Annotated in this window: 10 protein-coding genes; 3 read left to right on the top strand and 7 right to left on the bottom strand. The window is 61.1% G+C overall.

Features of this window, described 5'->3' with window-relative positions:
* The 6 genes from HZB49_RS26130 to HZB49_RS26155 all read right to left on the bottom strand — a co-directional run bounded on the left by HZB49_RS26130 (position 1) and on the right by HZB49_RS26155 (position 17,014).
* Positions 1–5,973 carry a DUF3320 domain-containing protein gene (locus tag HZB49_RS26130; RefSeq protein ID WP_291616663.1) on the bottom strand — a complete coding sequence of 1,991 codons (5,973 nt, stop codon included), beginning with the start codon at positions 5,971–5,973 and terminating at the stop codon, positions 1–3.
* A gap of 418 nt (positions 5,974–6,391) precedes the next feature.
* Positions 6,392–9,235 carry a DEAD/DEAH box helicase gene (locus tag HZB49_RS26135; RefSeq protein WP_291616665.1) on the bottom strand — a complete coding sequence of 948 codons (2,844 nt, stop codon included), beginning with the start codon at positions 9,233–9,235 and terminating at the stop codon, positions 6,392–6,394.
* Positions 9,232–11,277 (bottom strand): hypothetical protein, encoded by a 2,046-nt coding sequence (locus HZB49_RS26140; RefSeq protein ID WP_291616667.1) that lies wholly within the window; start codon positions 11,275–11,277, stop codon positions 9,232–9,234. The genes HZB49_RS26135 and HZB49_RS26140 overlap by 4 nt, the downstream gene beginning before the upstream one ends.
* The gene (locus tag HZB49_RS26145; RefSeq protein WP_291616669.1) at positions 11,274–12,590 is read right to left on the bottom strand and encodes a hypothetical protein; all 1,317 of its coding nucleotides are present in this window, start codon (positions 12,588–12,590) and stop codon (positions 11,274–11,276) included. Before HZB49_RS26145 ends, HZB49_RS26140 begins: the two co-directional genes overlap by 4 nt.
* Before the next feature lie 26 nt (positions 12,591–12,616).
* Complete coding sequence (locus HZB49_RS26150; RefSeq protein WP_291616671.1) at positions 12,617–15,940, bottom strand: TM0106 family RecB-like putative nuclease; 3,324 nt, start codon at positions 15,938–15,940, stop codon at positions 12,617–12,619.
* Positions 15,941–15,991: 51 nt separating this feature from the next.
* Entirely contained in the window at positions 15,992–17,014 is a 1,023-nt protein-coding gene (locus tag HZB49_RS26155; RefSeq protein ID WP_291616672.1) for a WYL domain-containing protein, read from the bottom strand.
* Between the two features lie 101 nt (positions 17,015–17,115).
* Here HZB49_RS26155 and HZB49_RS26160 point away from each other — a divergent pair, with 101 nt between their 5' ends.
* Genes HZB49_RS26160 through HZB49_RS26170 form a run of 3 tightly spaced genes read left to right on the top strand, consistent with a single transcriptional unit; the run spans position 17,116 to position 19,579 of the window.
* Positions 17,116–17,862: an E2/UBC family protein gene (locus HZB49_RS26160; RefSeq protein WP_291616673.1), complete on the top strand. Its 747-nt coding sequence runs from the start codon at positions 17,116–17,118 to the stop codon at positions 17,860–17,862.
* Entirely contained in the window at positions 17,859–19,247 is a 1,389-nt protein-coding gene (locus HZB49_RS26165; RefSeq protein ID WP_291616675.1) for a ThiF family adenylyltransferase, read from the top strand. Before HZB49_RS26160 ends, HZB49_RS26165 begins: the two co-directional genes overlap by 4 nt.
* On the top strand, positions 19,244–19,579 hold the full coding sequence (locus HZB49_RS26170) for a DUF6527 family protein (protein WP_291616677.1): 336 nt from the start codon (positions 19,244–19,246) through the stop codon (positions 19,577–19,579). The genes HZB49_RS26165 and HZB49_RS26170 overlap by 4 nt, the downstream gene beginning before the upstream one ends.
* On the opposite strand, the gene HZB49_RS26175 is transcribed toward HZB49_RS26170, so the two are convergent.
* A complete protein-coding gene (locus HZB49_RS26175; protein ID WP_291616679.1) occupies positions 19,563–20,837 on the bottom strand; it encodes a tyrosine-type recombinase/integrase in 1,275 nt (424 codons plus the stop codon). The genes HZB49_RS26170 and HZB49_RS26175 overlap by 17 nt on opposite strands.
* Position 20,838: the final 1 nt, after the last annotated feature.

Genomic DNA, 20,838 nt, shown 5'->3' on the forward strand with positions numbered 1-20,838 from the left:
TCAGCCCTCTTTAGCTGCACGGATTATTTGCGTTGCTGCTTCAAATCGCTCGCGCGTCGACGCAGCGAGCCTTCCCAACCCGAAGTGCTCCTGCATCCCACGAATGATTTCCTCTTCTTCCTCCAAGCCCCTAGCCCCCAAGATTTCGGCAAGGCCGACGAGTTCGGGCAGTGGGATGTCACCATGGTCACGGCCGCCGGCGCCCCGATAAGCCGTCTTGGAGACGACTTCAGCGTCGGCGGGCCAGATGAGGTGACGGTCGCCGTCCCGGCTGCTCGGGAAGCGCCCCCTTCCCAGCGCTGCCCAAATAGTCCGCTGCACGACTTCACCGGAGCGTTGAAACCCGTGAGCTCTAGCGATGCGCTCGACAAGCACGTCGAAGTAAATCGGGGCTTCCTGCGAGATGACGTGATCGACCATGCGACGCAGATTGCCTCGGTAGGAGGGCTCGTAGAAGCTTTCGCGATCGGGGCGGGCCACATCTTCGGGATTGGCCCTCACATAGGTGGCCGGCGCCACTTCGCGGCCCGGATCGCTCGTTTCGGGCCCCCGGGCGTATCTCCGGAATTCGACCTGGTCGGAGTCGTTGGCCGGCTGTGGCAGCGCTTGCGGCTGATCGTCCGCAGCAGTTGGCGGCTCCGCTGGCAGCGACGGCTCGGCGGCGCCCTCATTCACATCGTCGTTCGTGGGCAAAGCGATCTCAGTGTCGGGTGCTACGGGTGCTGCAGGCGCCGCCGCCGCGCGAGATGCTCGGTCAGCTTCGAGATCGGCACTCAGGCGGGAATGAAGCTTTTCCATCGCAGTGGCGGCATCCATCCACCACTCGGTGCTCCAGATTCGCCTGATCCGCCAGCCAAGGTCCGTCAGTACCATTTCACGCAGCCGGTCCCGATCGCGTGCCGTCGCGGAGCGATGGTACGCGGCACCGTCGCATTCGACACCTGCGAGATATCGCCCTGGAAAGTCCGGATGCACCACTCCAAGATCGATACGGAAGAATGAAACCCCTATCTGAGGGTGGACCATCCAGCCCTTATCCTGAAGAGCACGCATCACCGCATCTTCGAAAGGTGACTCGGTTCCGCGTCCGGTCGGTGAAAATGCCTCCGCAATGGCACGGGCACCATTTTCAGCGAATTCCAGGAAGTGCTTGAAATCGACAACGCCCTTCGCGTTGGTACGCCCTAGGTCGATCTGCTCTGGCCGCAGTGATGCGAATACAAGCAGTTCACGCCGTGCGCGGGTCACGGCGACATTCAGCCGGCGATGTCCGCCTTCGCCGTTCAGCGACGAGATCTGGGCCGTAATGCGGCCCGTCTTGTCGGGTCCGACCGCCACCGAAAAGATGATGATGTCGCGCTCGTCGCCTTGGATATTCTCAATGTTTTTGACGAGAATCGGCTCCCCGGTCTGGTTCCGATCGAAGTGCGGTTCGAGGGATGGATCGCTACGGCGTTCTTGGTCGAGCATATTCTCGATTAGTCGCTGCTGTTCCGAATTGAAAGTGACGACCCCAATCGAGTGCGAGGAGGTTTTTGCGCGCCTGATGATCTCTGCTACGACGGCGGCGGCCTCCTTGCGATTGACCTTGGCGCCGCCACGCTCGTAAACGCCATCTGCGACGTGGATATAGCGCACGGCTGCGTCGCGGGTCACCGGCGACGGAAAAGTCATCAGCTCGCCGCGGTAGTATTTTGCGTTAGAGAACGCGATAAGGCTCTCGTGACGGCTACGATAGTGCCAGCTCAATCGCATGCTCGGTAGATTGGAAGCGAGGCACTCGTCAAGGATGCTCTGCTGGCTCTGGATGGTTGCCCCGTCGTCGTCCTCGTCGTCGACACCACGCTGGCCGACATTGGTCGGCGGCAGCTGTTCGGGGTCGCCCACAATGATGACCTGACTGCCGCGGGCGATGGCGCCAATCGCATCCCAAACTGGGATCTGCGACGCCTCGTCGAAGATCACGACGTCGAAGGGCTTGGCGTCCGCCGGTAGATACTGCGCGATCGACAGCGGGCTCATCATCACACAGGGCGCGAGCTTAGTCATAACGTTTGGAATACGCCCAAACAACTGCCGAAGCGGTATCTGCTTCGCCTTCTTGTTGATTTCGCGCGCGAGCGTCCCCCATTCCGGATCCGCACCGAAGTTCGTCTGTGTCGGAAGCGCAGTGCCGATGCGCGCCTTGACAATTTGGCGAGCAAGTTCGCCGACCTTTTTATCGGCCGCCACGAACCCCTCGATCGTCGCCTCATGCTTTTCGGCAAGGAAGCCGCTCAAGGTATCGTCCTCGTTGACGATCGTTTCAGCGATCCATCGCGCATATGCGAACTCGAATGCAGCCGCTAATTCGTGTCCTGCAATCCGCCCCTGCTCGGCGGCCTCGACCAACGGAGAGAGGCCTGTTTTTCGAGCGCCCTGCGCAACCGCGCGCCAGGTCGCCCATTGCGGGGCTTTGATGATGTTTGCTTTCCAACGGGCGGTCTGCTCGAGCAGCCTGTCGATCCAGCCCGTCTCGACGCTGATAATACTCTCCGGTTCATCGAGGCCAATACAGGCTCCTAGTTGGCGAGCCGCCTCGCGCATCGCGGGGAAGGCCCTGGTCATCGCCTCAAATGCACGCCTCACCTGTCCGCCGTGCTTGAATCTTGCTACGTCACGGTTCAGTTGGTCCGCGATGTAGGCGAGCAGGCGTTCGGGTTCGACATTTTCAAGCCGAAGAGCGTCAACAGCATCGCGCATGCTATCGGCCCACGAAATCAACCCTTCAAACCGAGCCACATCGGTCGCGGTCCCTCGCCAGATGCGCTCGATACCCGCGAATCGCGGTTTAATCATTGCAATTTCATGCAGCAATATCGCAAGTTCTTGCAGCACGACGAGATCTCGGCCGATATCATCCGGCACATCTGCGCCGCAGTAAGGTTCGAGAGCGAGTCGAACCTTTTTCTTTCGGCCTCCACGCATGACCACGTTGGAGGCACAAGCCTCAAACCAGTTGCGCTGCAGTTCCTCCAAGTCGAGATGGGTAGCCTTGAGGTCGTACTCGACCGAAAGCTCCGCTTTTTTTGCGTTGAATCTACGCACCGCATCGGCCAAGTCCGAAAGCGCGCGAACGTGTTCCGGAGCGTCATCGGTCAAAAGCAACACACCATCGGCCGCCTCGGCGTGCAGCATCGTGGAGACCAGCTTCACCAACTGAGGCAACATTCCGTCGTCGGTGGCGACCTGCTCGAGCCCAACCGATTTAGCGAGGCCTTCGGCTGCCGTCTTTACTTCGATCAAAGCCGCCTGCAGGCGATCGACATGCTGCTGCAGCGCCTGGACCCAAGCGGGATTCCATCTGGTTTGCTCGATGCCTTGAAGCGGATGCGTAGCCGGGTTGCCGATCGCTTCGAGAGCGGTTCGAATATCGGCGCAGGTCTCCCGCATCCGGGCAAGTTCTGCAGGCGAATGCACTGTTCCGACCGGCCAGCTCAGTTCGACGTCAAGGAGGCGGCCTCGATCAGCGACTACCCTGCCGAAAGCCTCATAGGCGGTCATGCCGTTTGCTCGTCGCCGATGCAGCGCGGAAACTAACCTATTTAGCTGGTCGCGCTTTGCCTTCAGGTCCCCGGCGGCGGTCGACCAATGCTCCTCGGTCACCTCGTCCCGTTCGCGCCATGCAGTCGCTAGCTGCTCTAGGACGCTCGATTTCTGCGCCTTGGTGGAATGAACCTCGAGGCAATAGCTACCTAGCCCGATGGAATTCATGCGCTGCCGGACAACCTCTAAGGCCGCGGTCTTCTGGGAGACGAACAGGACGGTCTTCTCGTGAGCCAAGCAATTGGTGATCATGTTCGCGATCGTCTGGCTCTTGCCGGTTCCCGGTGGCCCAAACAGCACGAAGTCGCCGCCGCGCTGGGCGGCAACGACAGCAGCGATCTGCGAAGAGTCGGCCGACAAAGGCGCAAACAGGTCGGCTGGATCGATGACCTGGTCGATAGTGTTGGCGGCTATAAAGGCGCCTCCCGAGCCGCCGGCATAAGTGTGCGTCGGCGTGTCAATCAGATGCCGAACCACCGGATTCCGCTTAAGGATGTCGGTGCGATCGATGAGATCCTTCCACATCAGGTATTTTGTGAAGGAGAGGGTCGCCAACACAACTTGTTCGGTCACCTCCCAGCCCTTGATATTCTTTACGTGCCGGCGGACCGACCGCCAGATTTCCGCGACGTCTATGCCCGCGCCGTCTTCTGGCAGCTCACCTTCGAACTCCGGCAGCGCCAGATCGAAATCCTGCTTGAGCATCTGCAGCAGCGTCGGATTGAAGCGCGTTTCGTCTTCATGGAGTGTGAGCCTGAAGCCGGAGCGGACGCTCTTGCGCTCGAGCTGAACCGGCACGAGTACCAGCGGCGCTCGATACGGTCCGGCACCGTCAGAGGGGGTCCATTTCAGGAAACCCAAACAAAGGTAGAGGACATTGGCCCCGCCTTCCTCGAACGCAAGTTTCGAAGCCCGGTAGAGGTCGGTTAGGCGGCCGTCGAGTTCACTCTCGAGAACCGTAGTATGAAGATCGCCGCGACCCAATGCATCTAGAAGGAAGTCTCTTCGGGCGTCGTCGTCACGTCGTTCCGCCAAGAGTGTCGTATCGCGGCCATCGCTTCCATCAAGAATAGCCGTTCTACCGAGCAGCTTGAATTTATTTCCACCGGCCAGTTGGTCCTCGAGCCTTGATGCGTCAGGACACTCGATGGCGATAGTGGACTTCGTGTCCTTGAAATTGAGCAGCTTGTTCCGCAGGGAGAGGTCCAGGAGGTTTCGCTTCCAAGTTTCAAGCCGATCGAGCGGTTTTCCTGGCGTGGCCTCGCGGTGCTTGTCCAGTTCCTCCTCAAACGGTGGTATTTCGCCGACCTCCTGGGCGACTGGCGCGGCCGTAGCGGGCCTGACCGTCGGTTCGTTGGAACCCGAGAGATCGAGCGAGCGAATCTTCGCGCTCCTCGCCCGCCGCACGTCGATCGCAAGCTCGAACGACGCGGTTGCCGCTTCGGCGACCAGCTTCTTACCGGCCTCCACGGCTTGCTTGAACCGCCCGGGGTTGGAGCCCGTTAGTAATGTCGTTTCAACTAAGACCATCTCGTCGAGCTGAACTCGCTTTCGCAGCAGCTGCGGATCGTCGATCACGAGGGTCGAGAAGTCCTCATCCAATAGCCAGACACCCACGAACGCATGCCCCTCCGTCAATACTAAGACGGGGTTCAGGCCGGCCTGTTCGAGGCAAGAGGCGTAGAGCAGCGTCAGATCGAGGCAGGTACCGACCTTCCGGGACAGGATGTCGCTCGGACCGCGGACTTGCTGCCCCGAACGCTCAAAGCTCATGGGCGGAAGCACATAAGCGATGGCGTGAGAAACAAGTGCGGCCCAGATAGCGTCCGCGATTTCCCAGGCGCGCGCCTTGGTACCCTTTCGGTAACCGTCCATTGCGTCGCTGCGGCCGGCTGCGGCAAGCTTTCCAGATGCCTCCCGAAGAATAACATCGACGCTCGGATCGGTCGGCCGGACGAAAGCAGCAAGGAGTTCGGGTGCCGAATTGATGCCGCCCCAGTGAGACGGCGGAAGGAGATTGATGTCCAAGGCATGCTCGGCAACGGTCTCCCCTGCGGCCTGAACGCGAATCCGCAGCTCGCCCCGACGGGAGGCGTTAATCCCGGCCAAAAACGTAGGGTCTAGTTTAAAATCGAAGCTGCGAATGTGATGTGTCGCGCCATCCGAGATGCGTTCGACACGCCACACACCCGGGTTGAGAAACGCCGGCTCGGCTGAAAGGTGGACAGAAACGTCCGCCAGGTCGCGGCCCAAGCTATTTTCCAACGCTAATTCGCGGACTATCGGAATAGCGTTCTGATAGAAGGCAATATTGACTTGGTCTGCAGCGACGCAAGTAATCTTCACCGTACCGCTGGCCGATCCGTCGCCTTCGTTGCTCTCTGGCATATTCTTTCACCTACCCGACCGGCACGCCTACCGCGAATTCGCATGTTCTCCGAGGGGCGACAAACGGCAAAGCGGCCCATCCGTGGCTTGCTAAGTATTTCCCCAAAGACCCCTTCGCTCGCTTTAGGCGACTATTAGCGAATTTGCTCGCGCATTTCGAGCGTATTTAGCTTCTTTCTCTTGGATCGGGGAAGCATATTAGCTTGCAGCGCAACATGCCGCATATAAGCGCCGTCCCTTCGATTCCCTCGTGCCGCGCATCTGCTAGCATTGCGCGATTTCAATTTCGATCGCCTCACTACCAATGAATCGACTGGATCAGATCACCCCACTCTAGGGCCAGCGAGTTCGTACGAAGGTCGCTCTCTCGATTGCAAGGTATTTCGCACAGCTAGCATGATGCTGTGCATAAGGTCTCTCACTCGGCAGAACCGACGAGTGGCAACTGTTCGCAATCTCCGGTGCCCGGATCGGGCGCGACGGAGAGGTCGAATGCGAGCGCTTTTGCAGCGGCGACCGGCAGCTGTATGCGCTCCGCTGCCTTTTCCGTGAAGGATTCGTCGGTTCGATAGTCGGCGCCCATCAATACCTGAAACCAACGCTCCCGATCCATGACCACGCGAAACTGCTTTTCGTCCTGCGTGCCGCCCACGTAAGGAAGGAAAACCTCAATAGGTTTTTTGACGGTTTCGGCTATGGCGCCGATCCGATCGACGCGGCCCGTGCGCTGCTCAAGGGTACTCGGATTCCAGCTTAAATCATGATGGATCACATGCCGGCAGCTCAGATGGAGATCGACCCCCTCTGCCAGCACGCTTGAGGCGACTAGAACTTCCGGGAAGAACGGGGTATTAAAGGCGAGCATCAGCCGTTGGCGCGTCTCCTGCTTCACAAGTCCGTTCGCGAGCCGGATGTTGGGCATTACGCTGATCCCCTTCATCTGGCTCAAATCATCGTCATTCTCCCGCAGGGTTTCCCCACGAATCCCTGGCTGCATCCGGCTGAGGGCTTCGAGGTAGTCCTTGCGCTCAGCGGGCGTGCACCGCCGGGCAATGAATTTCAAGAAGGAATCGATCTTCTCCCCGAGGGAGATTCCCGACAAGTCGCGGGTGCCGAACGCCTCCTGCAAAGCAGCTTCGCCCGATCGTGCGCGAACATTAAAATAGCGGGCGACGAAAAGCGGCGTTCGGACGAAACGTCGAACGACGTCGTGTATCCGATCTCGCTCATCGCTGTTCAATTCAACGTAAGGCGCAAGGCGCCGGTTTAATTCGTCGTCCAAGGGCTGACGCATGCCTCCATCCGTGTCGAAGCGTGCCCCAAAACCGGCCACGACTTTTCGAACGGCTTCGTGCTCAAGCCCAAATCTTTGCGTAGCGTCGCTCCAAAGCTGTCGCTCCAGCGCCGCCGAGAGGTGTCTTACGATGGCTCGCCCGGTCTCACGGTAATGGCAGAAAACCACGACCTTCTCACGGTGTCGCCAAAGGTCGAGAACCCGTGCTATCAGTGGAGCAATCTTCGGGTGCTGGGCATAAGCAGCCTCATCGGGAAGCGCCGTTGTCAGCTTCTCAATGTAACGGTCGATGAGCTGGCCGGACAGGGTCGCCTTAAGTTCCTGCTCCTCATCTTCGTGAGACGATCCGTTGCGCCGCGTCTCAAGGAAAGCTTCGTAACTCGACGCCAAACCTTCTGCAAATGTAGCTCGTCCAGCTTTTATGCCCTCGTGCACAACGACGGCTTGCGCACGGGCCGCGAGCAAAAACGGAAGCAAAGCCTCGTCGCCTACAGGCAGACCGCCATCGCCTTCGAGCGACAAGGAAAGCGCGCGGCCCGAATGTCGCGAGCGCCGCGGCACCTGGGCGCCGGGAAGCATCGGATCGCGCAGATGCCTGACAACCCATTTACGCAGCGGCGCCTCGGCTTCTTTCATTGCGGCTTGGGCCTGCTGAAACGATCGCATGACCATTTGGATGCGTTCCGGGAGAAACTGGGGATCCGCGGCGGCGCCTTGCCACCAATCGTCGATCGACACCTCCTGGCCGTTGGCGCCGACGAGATCGCCTTGACGGAGGGAAGCCCATCGCTTGTCGAGTTCGGCCGCGCGGTGTTGTGCGCGGTCCAGTGTCTTGCCGAGCGCCTCCAGCTCCGTTTCAAACTGCTCCTTTGTGCAGCGGGGCAGCGTTTTCCAGGCGACGCCGCGGAATCGGCCGATCACACTCAGCAATTCATGATGCCCGAGCTGGAATGGCGTCGCCGTCAAGAACATCATCCGCTCGAACGATCCCTCCAGGGCTCCCGTGATGGTGCCGGCGTCCTCCCGTGCTTCATCCGTCACAAAGAGGGACGCCAGGCGGGTCGCCGGATTTTTCAGGTGATGGGCTTCGTCAAGGATCAGAAGGGGAGAGCGAAATCTCGCTTTCGCCTGGGTCGATGGCCACATCGTCCGTAGCGCATCGTTGATCGCACGGCGTGCGCGCTCCAGCCGCTCGTTAATGAAAGCTGATTCCCGGGCCGGCAATTCGCGCAAGCAATCGCGTAATTCGGCGACATCGATATCGCTCGATTCGAGCACTTTCTGGATTGCCTCGGGAATGGGCGCCTCAGAGAGTTGAAGCTCGGGGCGGGCCCGGTAATGCTCATTGATGACGTGGCGCCATTCCCGGTTGGAGATGCGCAGCAGCTTGGCGAAGAGCTCCGGGTCATTGTAGGAGGACTTGGTTCGCAGCAGGTCCGCGGCGAACCGTGGCAACGCATTCCGCTTTTCGCCGAGATGTATGCCGCTGATCGCACGCTTGATCAGTGCGAGGCGTACCCACTGATCGATGTTCTGCACATGGAAGGCTCCATGCTTGAGAAAAATGATCTGCGGACGGTTGCTGGCTTCGCTATCGATAAGCCGGAAAAATTCGAGCGCCGACGCGACAGGTTCGGCGCGGAGCGTCTTGTCATCGGAGCGCTTGATCGCGCGATCGACGAATACCTTAAAATCGCGGGGCCATTTCTCGTGGAGCGATGAAGGCACCATGATGACGACGGGCCGTTTCCCGCGGTCGGCGAGGGCCGCCTTCATGGCGACGCCGAGCGCGACAAATGTTTTTCCCATGCCGACTTCATCGGCCAGCACGATGCCCGGCTGATTGCCGAGCCGGCGCAGAATTTCCGCGATCGTGCGCTGTTGCCGAAACGCATCTTCGGTGCTGACGCGATCGTTTCTGAGATCGAGACGCTCGCCCAGATCACCCGTGTCAACAGGCCAAGTCACGATAGCAGCTCCTCAAAAGAGGCCGCGACATAGGCGGCAAGGCTGGGCGGAGCGGCTGCTTGGTGGGCAAGCTCCTGCAAGGATCGGGTGATCTCACTGACTTCGAGGCCAATGGCATGTTTGTTGAGCGTGCCCAAAGGCCTCCACGCGACGCTGCGCAGGGTGGCGGCGACCTCGGCGATCATGAACGCTGCCCCTTCCGGGTCTTCGGCCGCGAGCCGCTTAGCCAGGGCAAAAGGCCCGATCGGCCCGCGCAGGCGCCAGCGAAGGGCGTCGAGGGAGCTCACCGGCTGCTGCATGCGCTCACGCATACCCTCCAGCGCCTGGGCAACGCGCCGCATGCGGCGCAGGAGAAATTGGCTTGTGTCGACTCTTTTGTGCGGATCAACCTCGATAGCTTTTCCTGGCTGTTTCTGGCTTTCCCGGCGCTGAAGGATACGAAGGACCACCTCGTGCAGCGGGCGCGCGGAAGTAAGAATCTCGATGAGTTCCGCAAGTGAAAGGCTTCCGAGCTCGTCGGGTGGCGGCAGGGCCGACGGATCAGCAACATTCACGACCCACGGCGCGCTCCATTCGCGCTGCGCATCGTCATGCCAGCGAACGTCGAGTGAGCTGGGAGGCCGCTTCGTGTCCCAAGGAAGAACGACGGTAGGCGGGCTTCCGCTGTCTGCCCAGCCCTGATTGTTCATAAGCCATCCGTGTTCCTTGGATAGGATCTCAAAGACCGGCGGGGCGCCAGCGCCGATCTCAAGTTCAAGACGCGCGCCATGCTTGTCGAGGCAGAACAGCGCCAGCCCGAAAGCGGCAGGCAAGGGTGGAGCGTCCAAATTATCGGCCGAGTCAGGTGATCCGCCGAGAAACTGGACGCCCTCGATGTCGTCGAGTTCGTTCTCCTGCGGCCATGACTGCGCGCAGAGCTTTCCAAAACGCGACCCGCGATCACGGATGATGTAGGCGAGGTTCAGTTCGATATTGTGCCGGGGGTGAAGGCCAAGCCCCGCGGCCGTGAAATTGCTCGACCCAAGCATATAGAGCGCGCGGTCGTCGCGCTGCAGCCAGATGGATTTCGCGTGAAGCGGCCGATCCTCCTGTTTGCCTTCGATCTCGATGCGCTGTTCGACGATCGAAAACGCATGCTGAAGCGATGGATGCGGAGATTGCTTGAGCACTGCCGGCGCATCGATCTGTACCGTCCCGTCCGGCAGGGTGCGGCCAGGCCCGGCAAAGCTTAGCCAGCGTTCACCGCGCGTCGTGAGAAGTGCGGCAAAAGTTTCTGCCGTGGCGCCGGCACGAGTCTCCTCGTCAAAAAACGGGCTCAATATCCATGCGTGGTCCGGCCGTGTCCCAACCCATCTGGCGTCGAGTTGTTGGATAACCGTATCACCGCCGGGAACGAGAGGAATCAGCACGCATTCGGCATCGTCGCGATCCGCAGGCGGCAAAGAGCGAGCCCGCCGCTCGACCGATGACAGAAAGTCCGTCAAAGCGGCTTGTGGCCCGCTGTCGGTGCGATCGATGCCAGGTGCGTACCCTCGCACGCGATGGAGGAAGGCGATGCATTCGCGCAGCAGTTCGGGCGCAGCATTGCCCTTGGGATCGAATTCGAGCACGGCCATGACTTCTTGATTTCGGCGGTAGGCTGGTTCCGTCAGATTGGCCGACCCAATCAGAACCCGGATAAAGTTCTCCCACACCAAAAGAGTGAGCTTGGCGTGCAAAATGCCGCCGCCCGGCAACCGAACCGGCAACATATGCCAACGCAGGCTGCGATCGGCGTCGGTATGCGTGCTATCGACCAGGACACAGGCAAAGCTTTGCGCGAGCTTTTCTTCACGTTCGATAAGATAGGCTTTGGCGGTTTCGTTGGGATGACTCTGAATCGACAAGAAGCGCGCCAGGCATTGTTCCTCGAAAAACTCGGCGTCGAACGTAAAGCTTGTCGCCACGCAGCCGAGCGGGCGGCCAAAAGCCTCGTCGCTGGACCAAAGATCGAGCAGGCGCGCTCGTGTTTGGTCGGACGCCGACGAACGCCGGCCGCTCATTGAAGGACTCCCAGGTCGGAGAGGAATCCGGAAAAGGTCGGAATGCGATATTCGTGAACATAGCCGCCCTTACCGGTCGGCGGTTCAGATAGCGTATAGCCGGCACGCAGGGCCACCAGCCCGCGCGAGCCACGCTCGAACCAGGTGCGTTTCCCATGTGGGGGCTTCTCGCGCTGAACCTGGTCGTGATGATGGAGAATGGCCTCAAAGAACTCGGTGGTGGTTCGAACCTCTTCGAACCGATCGATGGCTTGGGCAATGCCTTTCTCTTTGCTTTCCCATTCGAGCAGCGTTGGGTGAGAGCGAATACGCGCGAGGCTTGGTGCCAGGATTTCGAGCGCTGACCTGGCAGTCTTTGTCGCAGAGAAAATCTTAGCGTCTACAGGCAAGCCACCGTTGCTCGATGCGCAATAGCGCAAACCATCGAACGCGTCGGTGATCACGCGCCCAAAAGTTTCATACGCATCGATCGCGGTGAGGAGCTCTTGAAGCCCGGCGGGAGCCCTGCGGCTGAGCTTGCGGAGAAACGCCGCCTCGTGGCTACGTCCGCTCACGCCACCTTGGGCAACCAGAGCGTCTTTGAGGTGCGCGATCATATCAATGTCGCCGGCACGCGACAAAATGCGCTCGGTCAGGACGGCTTTCTCGCGGCGCCCCGGTGCTTTTGGATCGAGGCGGCTCGCGAGCTCACGCCAGAACTCGCCGGACTGGTATGTGGTGTGTCCCTTGTCCATACCTTGAGCAACCGCACGCCGAAGCCGCTCGCGAAAGGCGTGCCCGGCTCCGCCTGACCCGTCGAGGAAGCCGTCGAGCCCTTGATCCTTTGCCCATTCGGAAACCAGTTCGTAGCCACCGTCGTCGAGCGCGCCATCGTCGGCAATAATTCCAATTCTGCGGGCAAGTCGTCGAAACACGCCGGTGAAGCCAAACGCATTCGGAGTCTTGAGATAGGCCGTCGCACAGACCGGCCGCTGGTTGCGCAGGGCGCGCCGAACTTTCTGAATGCCGGGAACGCCGGACGTCCCGGAGGGTGAATTCTCCGTGCGCACAAACGCCTCGACGACAAACCATTCCCACACGAGCCATGGGGGCGTTATGCCGTCAGCGGCTACCGCATCCTCGTCCCAATCCTCCAAAAGGCGCGCGCCGATTGCTATAGCCGTGACAAATCGCGGATGGCCCATCCGCACTGTGACCGCCGGCAGCAGGCGGTCGGCGAGGCGCTCGTAGCCGGGTAACAATCCCAGGGGATCGGTACTGCCTTCGCTTTCCTCGGAAGGATCAAACTCGGAACTGAACGGTGCTCTCAACATGGCTTTCTACTCAAATAGGGATGGGTTTAAGGCTGGCTCTGCGCGATTGACTCGGCATGAGCAAACAGGTTCAGGCGGCGAAGGTCGTTGATCTTCGTCCACGCGCCTTCGAGCAGCTGGGCGCCATGAACTACAAGGGCCAGACACTGCGCGCGGCTCACGGCGACGTTGAAGCGGTTTGGATTGAAGAGGAATTCGGTGCCGCGCGGCGCCTCGGTGCCTTTGGATGTCGTCATCGAGACGATCACGACCGCGGCTTCCTGCCCCTGAAACTTGTCCACCGTGCCGACATGAGAGCCCGGCGGCAAAACTTGCTTGAGAAGATTCACTTGCAGGTTATAGGGAGCGACGACAAGAATATCGTCAAGGGTGAGGGGCGACGCGCTGCCATCCCGAATGATTTCTTGCACCAACAGCGCCTGGACGAGTTCGGCAATCGCCTCGGCCTCGGCGCGGCTTGACTGCGTGCAGCCATCATGTGCAACCGGCACAAAGGACAATCCCGCCGGCCGAAGGGCGCCAGGTGCACCGGGCCGAAGACGCAGGTATCGGGCCTCCGTCGATGGGTGCGAGCCGAGGCGACCATCATAGATCGCGTCGGAAATAAACCGGCAGAGGGCAGGATGCAGCCGGCGGCTCTCGTTCAGAAGAATGCCGCGGTCCTCGGGCACCGTGGCCCGGTCTTCCAGAAGGTACTCAAGACTTGAGAGGCCGGTCTCGCCCGGATGCACGCCCTGGACCGGTTGGGGAAGCTGCATTTGATCGCCGACCAGCACGATGTTGGCCGCGGCGGCCCCCATCGCGACGAGATTGCCAAGCGATACCTGTCCAGCCTCGTCGACAAACAGGTAGTCATACTCGTTGCGCTGATCGTCGCGACAGAAATGAAAAACGGTCCCGCCGACCAGGCGGTGCTGCGGCAGCACATCCTCCGATTTAACGACCGTCACGATGTTGGTGCTGTCGTATTCCGTCTCGGGTTTGCCGTCATTGCCCTTCTTGGCGCCCTTGAAGCGGAACTGCGCTTCGGCGGCGCGCGCATCAACCTCTGCAAGCAGCTTGTTGATCGCCTTGTGCGAGTTCGAGGAAACGCCGACACGCTTGCCGGCCTTGAGCAGCGCGACGATCGCCAGCGCGGCCGTATAGGTCTTGCCCGTTCCGGGCGGTCCTTGGATGAACAGATAGCTATGGTCGAGGTCGGCGATGGCGCGGATTACGGCGTCGGTCAACGGCTCGTCCGGCTGGCGTATCGGCGATCCGGCCGTCCGACCTTTCAAGCGCGGGATGCTGCGCATCAGAAGATTGAGGAGCGCCTGATCTTCGCCGCTCGCCCCGCTCACGAAGCGATCGGCGAACGCCAGCACGGCGTCTGGGACGCCTTGCAAGTTGATCGGCGCTGGAACCAGGCTGAAACGGTCCGGCATGGCGGGCGCCTTCGCGCCGCGCCGAAGCACAACACGGCCATCCTCCGCCGAGATCTCGACGATGGTGCCGGCATTGCCGATCGTCTCGGCAATGCGTGGCGTGTCGCCAACCTTGAGCTTGGTGTCCTGCGGCGGAAAGACGAATGTCGTGTCGAATGACCGCTTGACCGGCACCGGCGCTTTCGAGGTGTCGTGTTGAAGCCCGCCGAGGCTTTCGGCGTCGTCCACCAGCTCGTCTTCGGACCAGGCCTGCCGCTCGAAGAGAGCCCACCAGCCGGGCTTCTGCGAGCGCTGGTGGAACCACAACAGCTCGGCGATAAGGTCGCGCACGCGCGCATCGCTATGGGGAGAGGCCCGTACGGCCGCCGCAAGAGTCTGCTTACGGGCCTCAAGCCGAGCGCGCTCGGCCGACTGCTCGCGCTTCTCGCCGGCAGTATCATCGACAATCTCAAGATTGATGCCGGGGGGACGCAGCTTCTCAAGCCAGGCGTGCAGCTGTGCCGTCGAAACACAGTCATCCTTGTTGTAGGCGGCAATCGAATCGAGGATGGCGTTGTCCTTGGTCAAGCACCAGCGCTCATATTCGACGATGCTGTCGGACGCCGTGCGCACCTCGCCGCTGCGCTCGCGCCAATAAAGGGCTTCAAGATCCTTGATCGAATAGCTTTCGGTCGATGCGCGCAGCGCTTGTACCACGACCCGGTAGAGATCGACGAAACGGCGCTCGCGCAGGAGCTGGTCGAGTTCCGCTTCCATCGTTGCGTAACGCATGGCGAGCCGCTTGAGAGCCGTCGTCTCGTAGGCGGCGTAGTGGTAAATGTGCGCGTTGGGATGGCGCCGCACCTGCTCGATCAAAAGGCGCATAAGCTTTTCAAACGCCAGCTTCTCTTCGGCGGGGTTGTGGGCCCAGATCGGCTGGAAGGCCTGCTCGCGATCGCCGTTCAAGCGGCCATAGACGCCAAAGAGATATTCGAGCCCTTCGCCAGCCAGGGGATCGCCCTCCATGTCGAAGTAGAGATCGCCATCGTCGGGCGCAGGCAGCATCGCAAAGCCGCGCCCGCGCGCATAGAGCAGGAGCTCGAAGCTGTGCTCGCCGCTTGTCCGTGCAGCACTCTGGAGGCGGGCTTGCGCCGACAGCTTCGCCAGCGTTTCTGCGCCCATGCCATCGACTTTGGCATTGGCCGGCAATGCCGCCAGCTGTGCGAGGGTGGTGACCCCGGCAGCCGCGAGCTTTGCGACTTGCGCTCCGCTGACGCCCGCCACGAAAAACGGGCTGTCCGCGTCGCGCCATTCGGATTCGCAGCGCGCCTTGTAGTCGCATTGCTGGCAGGCGGCGCAGGGTTGCGACTTGGTGGCGCGTTTTTCATCGGCGACGAAGCGCTCGAAATCACGCATCAGCCGCCGGAGAATAAAGCGCGTGCGCCGCAGATCGAAAGGCTCCGATTCGCCGGCCGCGACATGGATGACGCCGCCTTGCACGGGGATGCCGAACAGCTCTTCCAGCAATTCGGCATAGATGCCGAGTTGCAAGACATATTCGCCTTTGGCCGACCGCGCGAGCTTCGCGTCTTCGGGCTCAAAGGTGGTCGCGCCGTCATCGCCGTTTCGCAGCAGGAAGTCGGGATAGCCAAGCCACGCATCCTTGATGAGCGCGCCCTGATAGATCAATTTCGCGCCGCGTGCGATGGCCTCCCGCGTCAGGCGGGTGCGATCGGCGACACTGCCGTCCGAAGGGATGCGTTCGGCCGGACCGAAGCGCTCTTCGAGCTGCGCCAGCACGGCCGCCTCATGTTCGAAGCCCTTGTCGCGGATCAGTTGCAGGGTCGCGTCTGCATCCTCGGCCGGCTTGATGCCGGCGAGCCAGAGCGCCGCCTGGTGCGGACAGCCGAGATAATCATTGAGGCGAGAAGCTGAAAGCGAAGGCATGATGCGAGAAAATGAAAGTTGGGTGCGACAGAATTGGACGTAGGTCTCCGGCTAGGATGCTTTCTTCGGGTCAACGACGTAGGTGAAACGCAAGGGTTCTTCGTGATGCGCCAGTGCGGCGCGCAATTCGGTGGTGATCTGCTGGCGCAGGGACAGGGGCTCGACGATCTCCACCTTGTTGCCCCAGGTGAAGAGATGCCAGGCCAGCTCCAGCATGCCGCTGGCGCGAAAGCGCACGATGAGGCCGCCACCGGGGTGCGCTTCGACGGTCTGGGTTGAATGAAACCGGTGGTTCTTGAAATCCTCCAAGCCGCCCGGGAGGATATGCAAAACCACATCCTCCTGTTCGCCTTCGAAATAGGCAAAGGCAGTGTTGGCGAACGCAGCGAGGTCGAAGTCCGTGGGTGGCGAGGCAGTCTCGTTGAGGCATTCGAGCCGTTCAATCCGGTCGAGCCGCCAATGCTTCGGCTTTATGGTGCCGGCATCGGCCCCGATCAGATAATTCATGCGGCCGAAGATGATGCCGTAAGGGACGACGTCGCGCGAAGCCCCCGGCCTTGAGCCGCCATGATAGATGAAGCGCAACAGTTTCATCTCCAGCAGCGCACGGCGAAGGATCATGAGGACGGCCGGGTCTTCCGTCGGCCGCGGTCCCGCTTGCACCGCGATGCGTTCGGCGCGCAGCAAAGCCTCGACGTCGGTCTCAGTGGCCCGGCGGCGCCCGTGCCGCATGGCCGCGCGGATTTTCTTCTCAAGCCCGGCGAGCGACGCAGCGCGCGCGATAGCTCCGGATTCGTTGAACTCGGCAACGACGACGCCAAGGTCGCTCAACTCTTCGGCCGTCGGATCTTGGAAGAAGCCGTCGAGCCCCTTCGGGATATGGAACCGCTTCTTCGGATGATCGGGGATTTCTTCCATTTGCGGGAACACCGTGCGGATGGTGTCACGCATGCGCTCGACGGTGCGCCGTTCGCATCCCGTCACCTCGCACATCTCGTCCAGCGTCAGGCCCTCGGCGCTGCTTGCCAGCGCTCGGGCCAATTCCAAGATGTTCCGTGTCTTGTCGTAACGCATCCCGTGTACGTCCAAATCTGACGCAGCACGGTAGCAAAGTACAGGCTCGCGGTCACCTCGATCGAAAAGTTACGTCAAAACAGATAGATGCGGAGAATTCAATGAATAGCGAAAACGATTCCCAGCCACACGGCGGAGGCGAAGAGCCACATCGCCACCACCACGAGGCGGAGCATCACCACCATTGCGAGCACGAGCACAATCATCATCCGCATCATGAAGTGTGGAAGCTGAATGTTCAGGGTGTCACCATCGAGTCCCCGAAGCCCGAGATTGTGGTGCGCGAGGCGATCCAGCAAGCCGGCTTCAGTCCCGATACGCCCTGGATCATCGTGCTCAAGCTAGTGGGCGAGCCGAAGCGGGAGGTCGGTCTCTCCTTTGTCATCGACCTGCGCCACAAGGGCATCGAAAAACTTCGCCTTACCCCGCGGCAGATCAACAACGGGGAGGTCTGCCGGCAGGACCGCTGCGCTTTCGCGATGCTGCCGCAGGACGAAGCGCTCCTCGACCGCCTCGGCTTCGACTGGGAAACCCTGGTCGATGCCGGCCGCCGCTGGCTGATCATTCGCAACTATCCGCTTCCGGCGGGCTATCGGGTTGCGACAGCAACCATCGGCATCGAAGTGCCGGTGAGCTATCCGGGCGCCCAGCTCGATATGTTCTACTGCCATCCGCCGCTGGCGCTGTCCTCGGGTGGTGTGATCCCGCAGACCCAGCAGATCGAGACGGTCATCGGTTTACCGTTTCAGCGCTGGTCGCGCCACCGCCAGTGGGATTCGGCACGCGACACGTTGGCGACGCACCTCGCTCTCGTCGATGAATCTTTGCAACGCGAGGTCGGCCAATGAAGCGAGGTCACACTTTGGTGTTGCCCGCGAAGCTGGCGGACGAACTTCGGGCCCATCTCTTTCCCGGTGATGGTCTCGAAGCCGCTGCGCTTTTGCTCTGCACGGTGACCGGCCAACGACGCCAGAAATGGCTCGGGCGCGAAGTTATTTACGTTCCTCACGCGCATTGCACGCGACGGCCCGATTTTATCACCTGGCCGGGCGAATATGTGGAGGCGGCGATCGACCGGGCGTCGGCACGCGGCGACGCGGTGATCGCCGTTCACGCGCATCCCGGCGGGCTGTTTGCTTTCTCCGACATCGACGATGAAAGCGACCGCGTGCTGATGCCCGCCATCCAAGCCGGCACAGAGCGCATGGCGGGCTCGGCCATCATGATACCGAGCGGTGTGATGCGGGCGCGCTTGTATCAAGAAGACTGCGCCATGCCGGTCGATCTCGTGATGAAAGCCGGCAACGACATCGGAACTTGGTGGAACGACGGGGCAACAACCTCAGGCCCGTTGAAGCCGACGATGGCTTTCACGGGCGATATGCGGGCGTCGCTCGCGCGCCTCAGCATCTGCGTGATCGGCGTGTCGGGGACCGGGTCGATTGTCGCCGAGCAGCTCGCCCGCCTCGGTGTCGGGGAGATCATTCTCATCGATTTCGACAAGATCGAGGAGCGTAACCTCAACCGCATCCTGAACGCGACGATCGCCGACATCGGCTCCCTCAAGGTCGAAGTGTTTGCCGCCGCCATCCGCCGCTATCGCTCCGATGGCGAGGTAGTCAGCGTGCCAAGCTCCGTCGCGACACGGGAAGCCGTCCTGGTGGCGTGCGAGGCCGATATTCTCGTCTCTTGCGTTGACTCCGCGGAAGGTCGTCATATCGCTGACCGGCTCAGCGCTTGTTTTGCCATTCCGCTGTTCGATGTCGGCGTTGCGATCCCGACCGAGCCGTTGCCAGGCGGCAAACGCCGCATCGCAGAAGTTTACGGCCGGGTTGATTATGTCTATCCCGGCGGCTCAAGCCTAATGGATCGCGGTGTCTACGACGCGGCCCTTCTGGAGGCCGAATACCTCGCGCGAACGGCCCCACAAGCGTTCGCCAAGAAAATCGCAGACGGCTATTTGAAGGGTATGCCAGAGGAGGCGCCTGGCGTCATCACTGTCAACATGCGCGCGGCGTCGGCCTGTGTCGTCGAACTTATCGCGCGGCTGTTTCCCTTCCGCGAGTTCGCGAACGAAACGCGGGCGCGCACTATATTCATGCTCGCCGAGGGCGACGAAGACTGGTTTGCTGAAAGCCAGTTCCAAAAGGGGCACCGCTTTCCGGTCGCCGTAGGCGCGGCCGAGCCACTCCTTGGACTGCCTGCGCTCGCGGTGCAGCGGAGGGTCGCATGACTAGGAAGCCGCTTTGGTGGCGCCGGTTCGTCGCTGCTCTCACGCCCCGCCGCAAGCTCAAAATCGTCGATGGCGACATGCTTCCGAAAAAGCTGCCGCCGTGGACGCTCGTCATCGCCCGCGACGACGGCGAGGATTGGTCGGTCGGCATGCGGTGCCCCTGCGGGTGCGGGCAGCGTCTGGAGATGGTGGTGCTCAAGGAAGTGAAGCCGCGCTGGGACGTGTCCACCGACACTCATGGCCACGTGACGCTGCATCCCTCGGTATGGCTGCGCGAAGGGTGCCGGTCTCATTTCTGGATAAGATCCGGAAAGGTTATATGGTGCGACTAGTGCTGGACGGTCGGGCGCAATAGTCGGCCCAGTCCTCCATCATCCGCTTGCGCAGGTCGAAGAAGGTGGTGCGCCGATAAGCCGCGACCACCTCGTCACTCACCTTGTGCGCGAGCGCAGCTTCGGCGACGGGATCGTCATAGCTGTGCTCTGCCGCCCAATCGCGGAACGATGACCGAAAGCCGTGCGGCACGATTTCGCGGCCGAGCTTCGGATCGATCCAGCGCCGCTCCAGCTCGTTTATCCTGTTGATGACCGCAGCCATCGAGGCGTCGCTCAGGGGCTTGCCCTTGCTGCTGGGGAAGATGTACTCGCTGCCATCCTTCGTAACTTCCATGCGATCAAGCACGGCGAGCGCGGCCTTGCTCAATGGCACTTTGTGTTCGGCATCGCTCTTCATGAGTGCCGCCGGAATGATCCACACTGATATCTGCCGATCGATCTGGTCCCATTTTGCCGCTACTGCGTTGCCGGGCCTCACGGCCGTCAGGATTTGAAACTCAAGAGCTGCCGCCGCGGCACCATGACGCTCGCGGAGCTTGCCCATGAAGTTGGGCAATTGCCGATAAGGCAGCGCCGGATGATTGCGGACCTTGCGAACCTTCGACGTGGCCGGGAGCAGGTTATCGAGATGCCCCTTCCAGCGTGCAGGGTTTTCGCCCTTGAACTCGCCCTTCGCCTTGGCGGCATCGATCACCTGCTCAATGCGACTGCGAATGCGGCTGGCCGTTTCGGTCTTGCTCGCCCAGATCGGCTCGATGATGCGCAGGACCAGCGTCGTATCGATCGAGCCGATGGGAAGATCACGGATGGCCCTGCAGTAGTCGTTCTTGGTCGGCTTCCCCTTCTTGTCGATGCCGAGCAACGTCATTAGCCATTGGTCGGCGTGCTTGGCATTTTTCCAGCCCGTCCGATTAGCCTTAATGAAGCGTTTGGCAGCCGCCCCGAACGTGATCGCCTTGGCGGCCTCGATGCGGGCCGCGGCTTCCGCCTCGCGCTTGGCTTGGATCGGGTCAGCGCCATTGCGCCGGACCTTGCGAGCTTCAGTGGCTTTCTCGCGCGCCTCTTCGAGGCTCACGTCGCGCAGCGACCCGAGGCCGTGCCAGCGGGTGCGTCCATAAAGCTTGTATCGAAACAACCAGCTCTTGGAGCCGCCCTTCGCGACCTGGAGATACAGGCCGCCGCCATCAGCATGCATGCCGCGCGTTGCCAGATGTTCGACCTTCTTGGCCGTCAGTTTTCCGAATCCTCGCGCCATA

Source organism: Bradyrhizobium sp. (assembly GCF_016219575.1).
Lineage (GTDB): Bacteria > Pseudomonadota > Alphaproteobacteria > Rhizobiales > Xanthobacteraceae > Bradyrhizobium.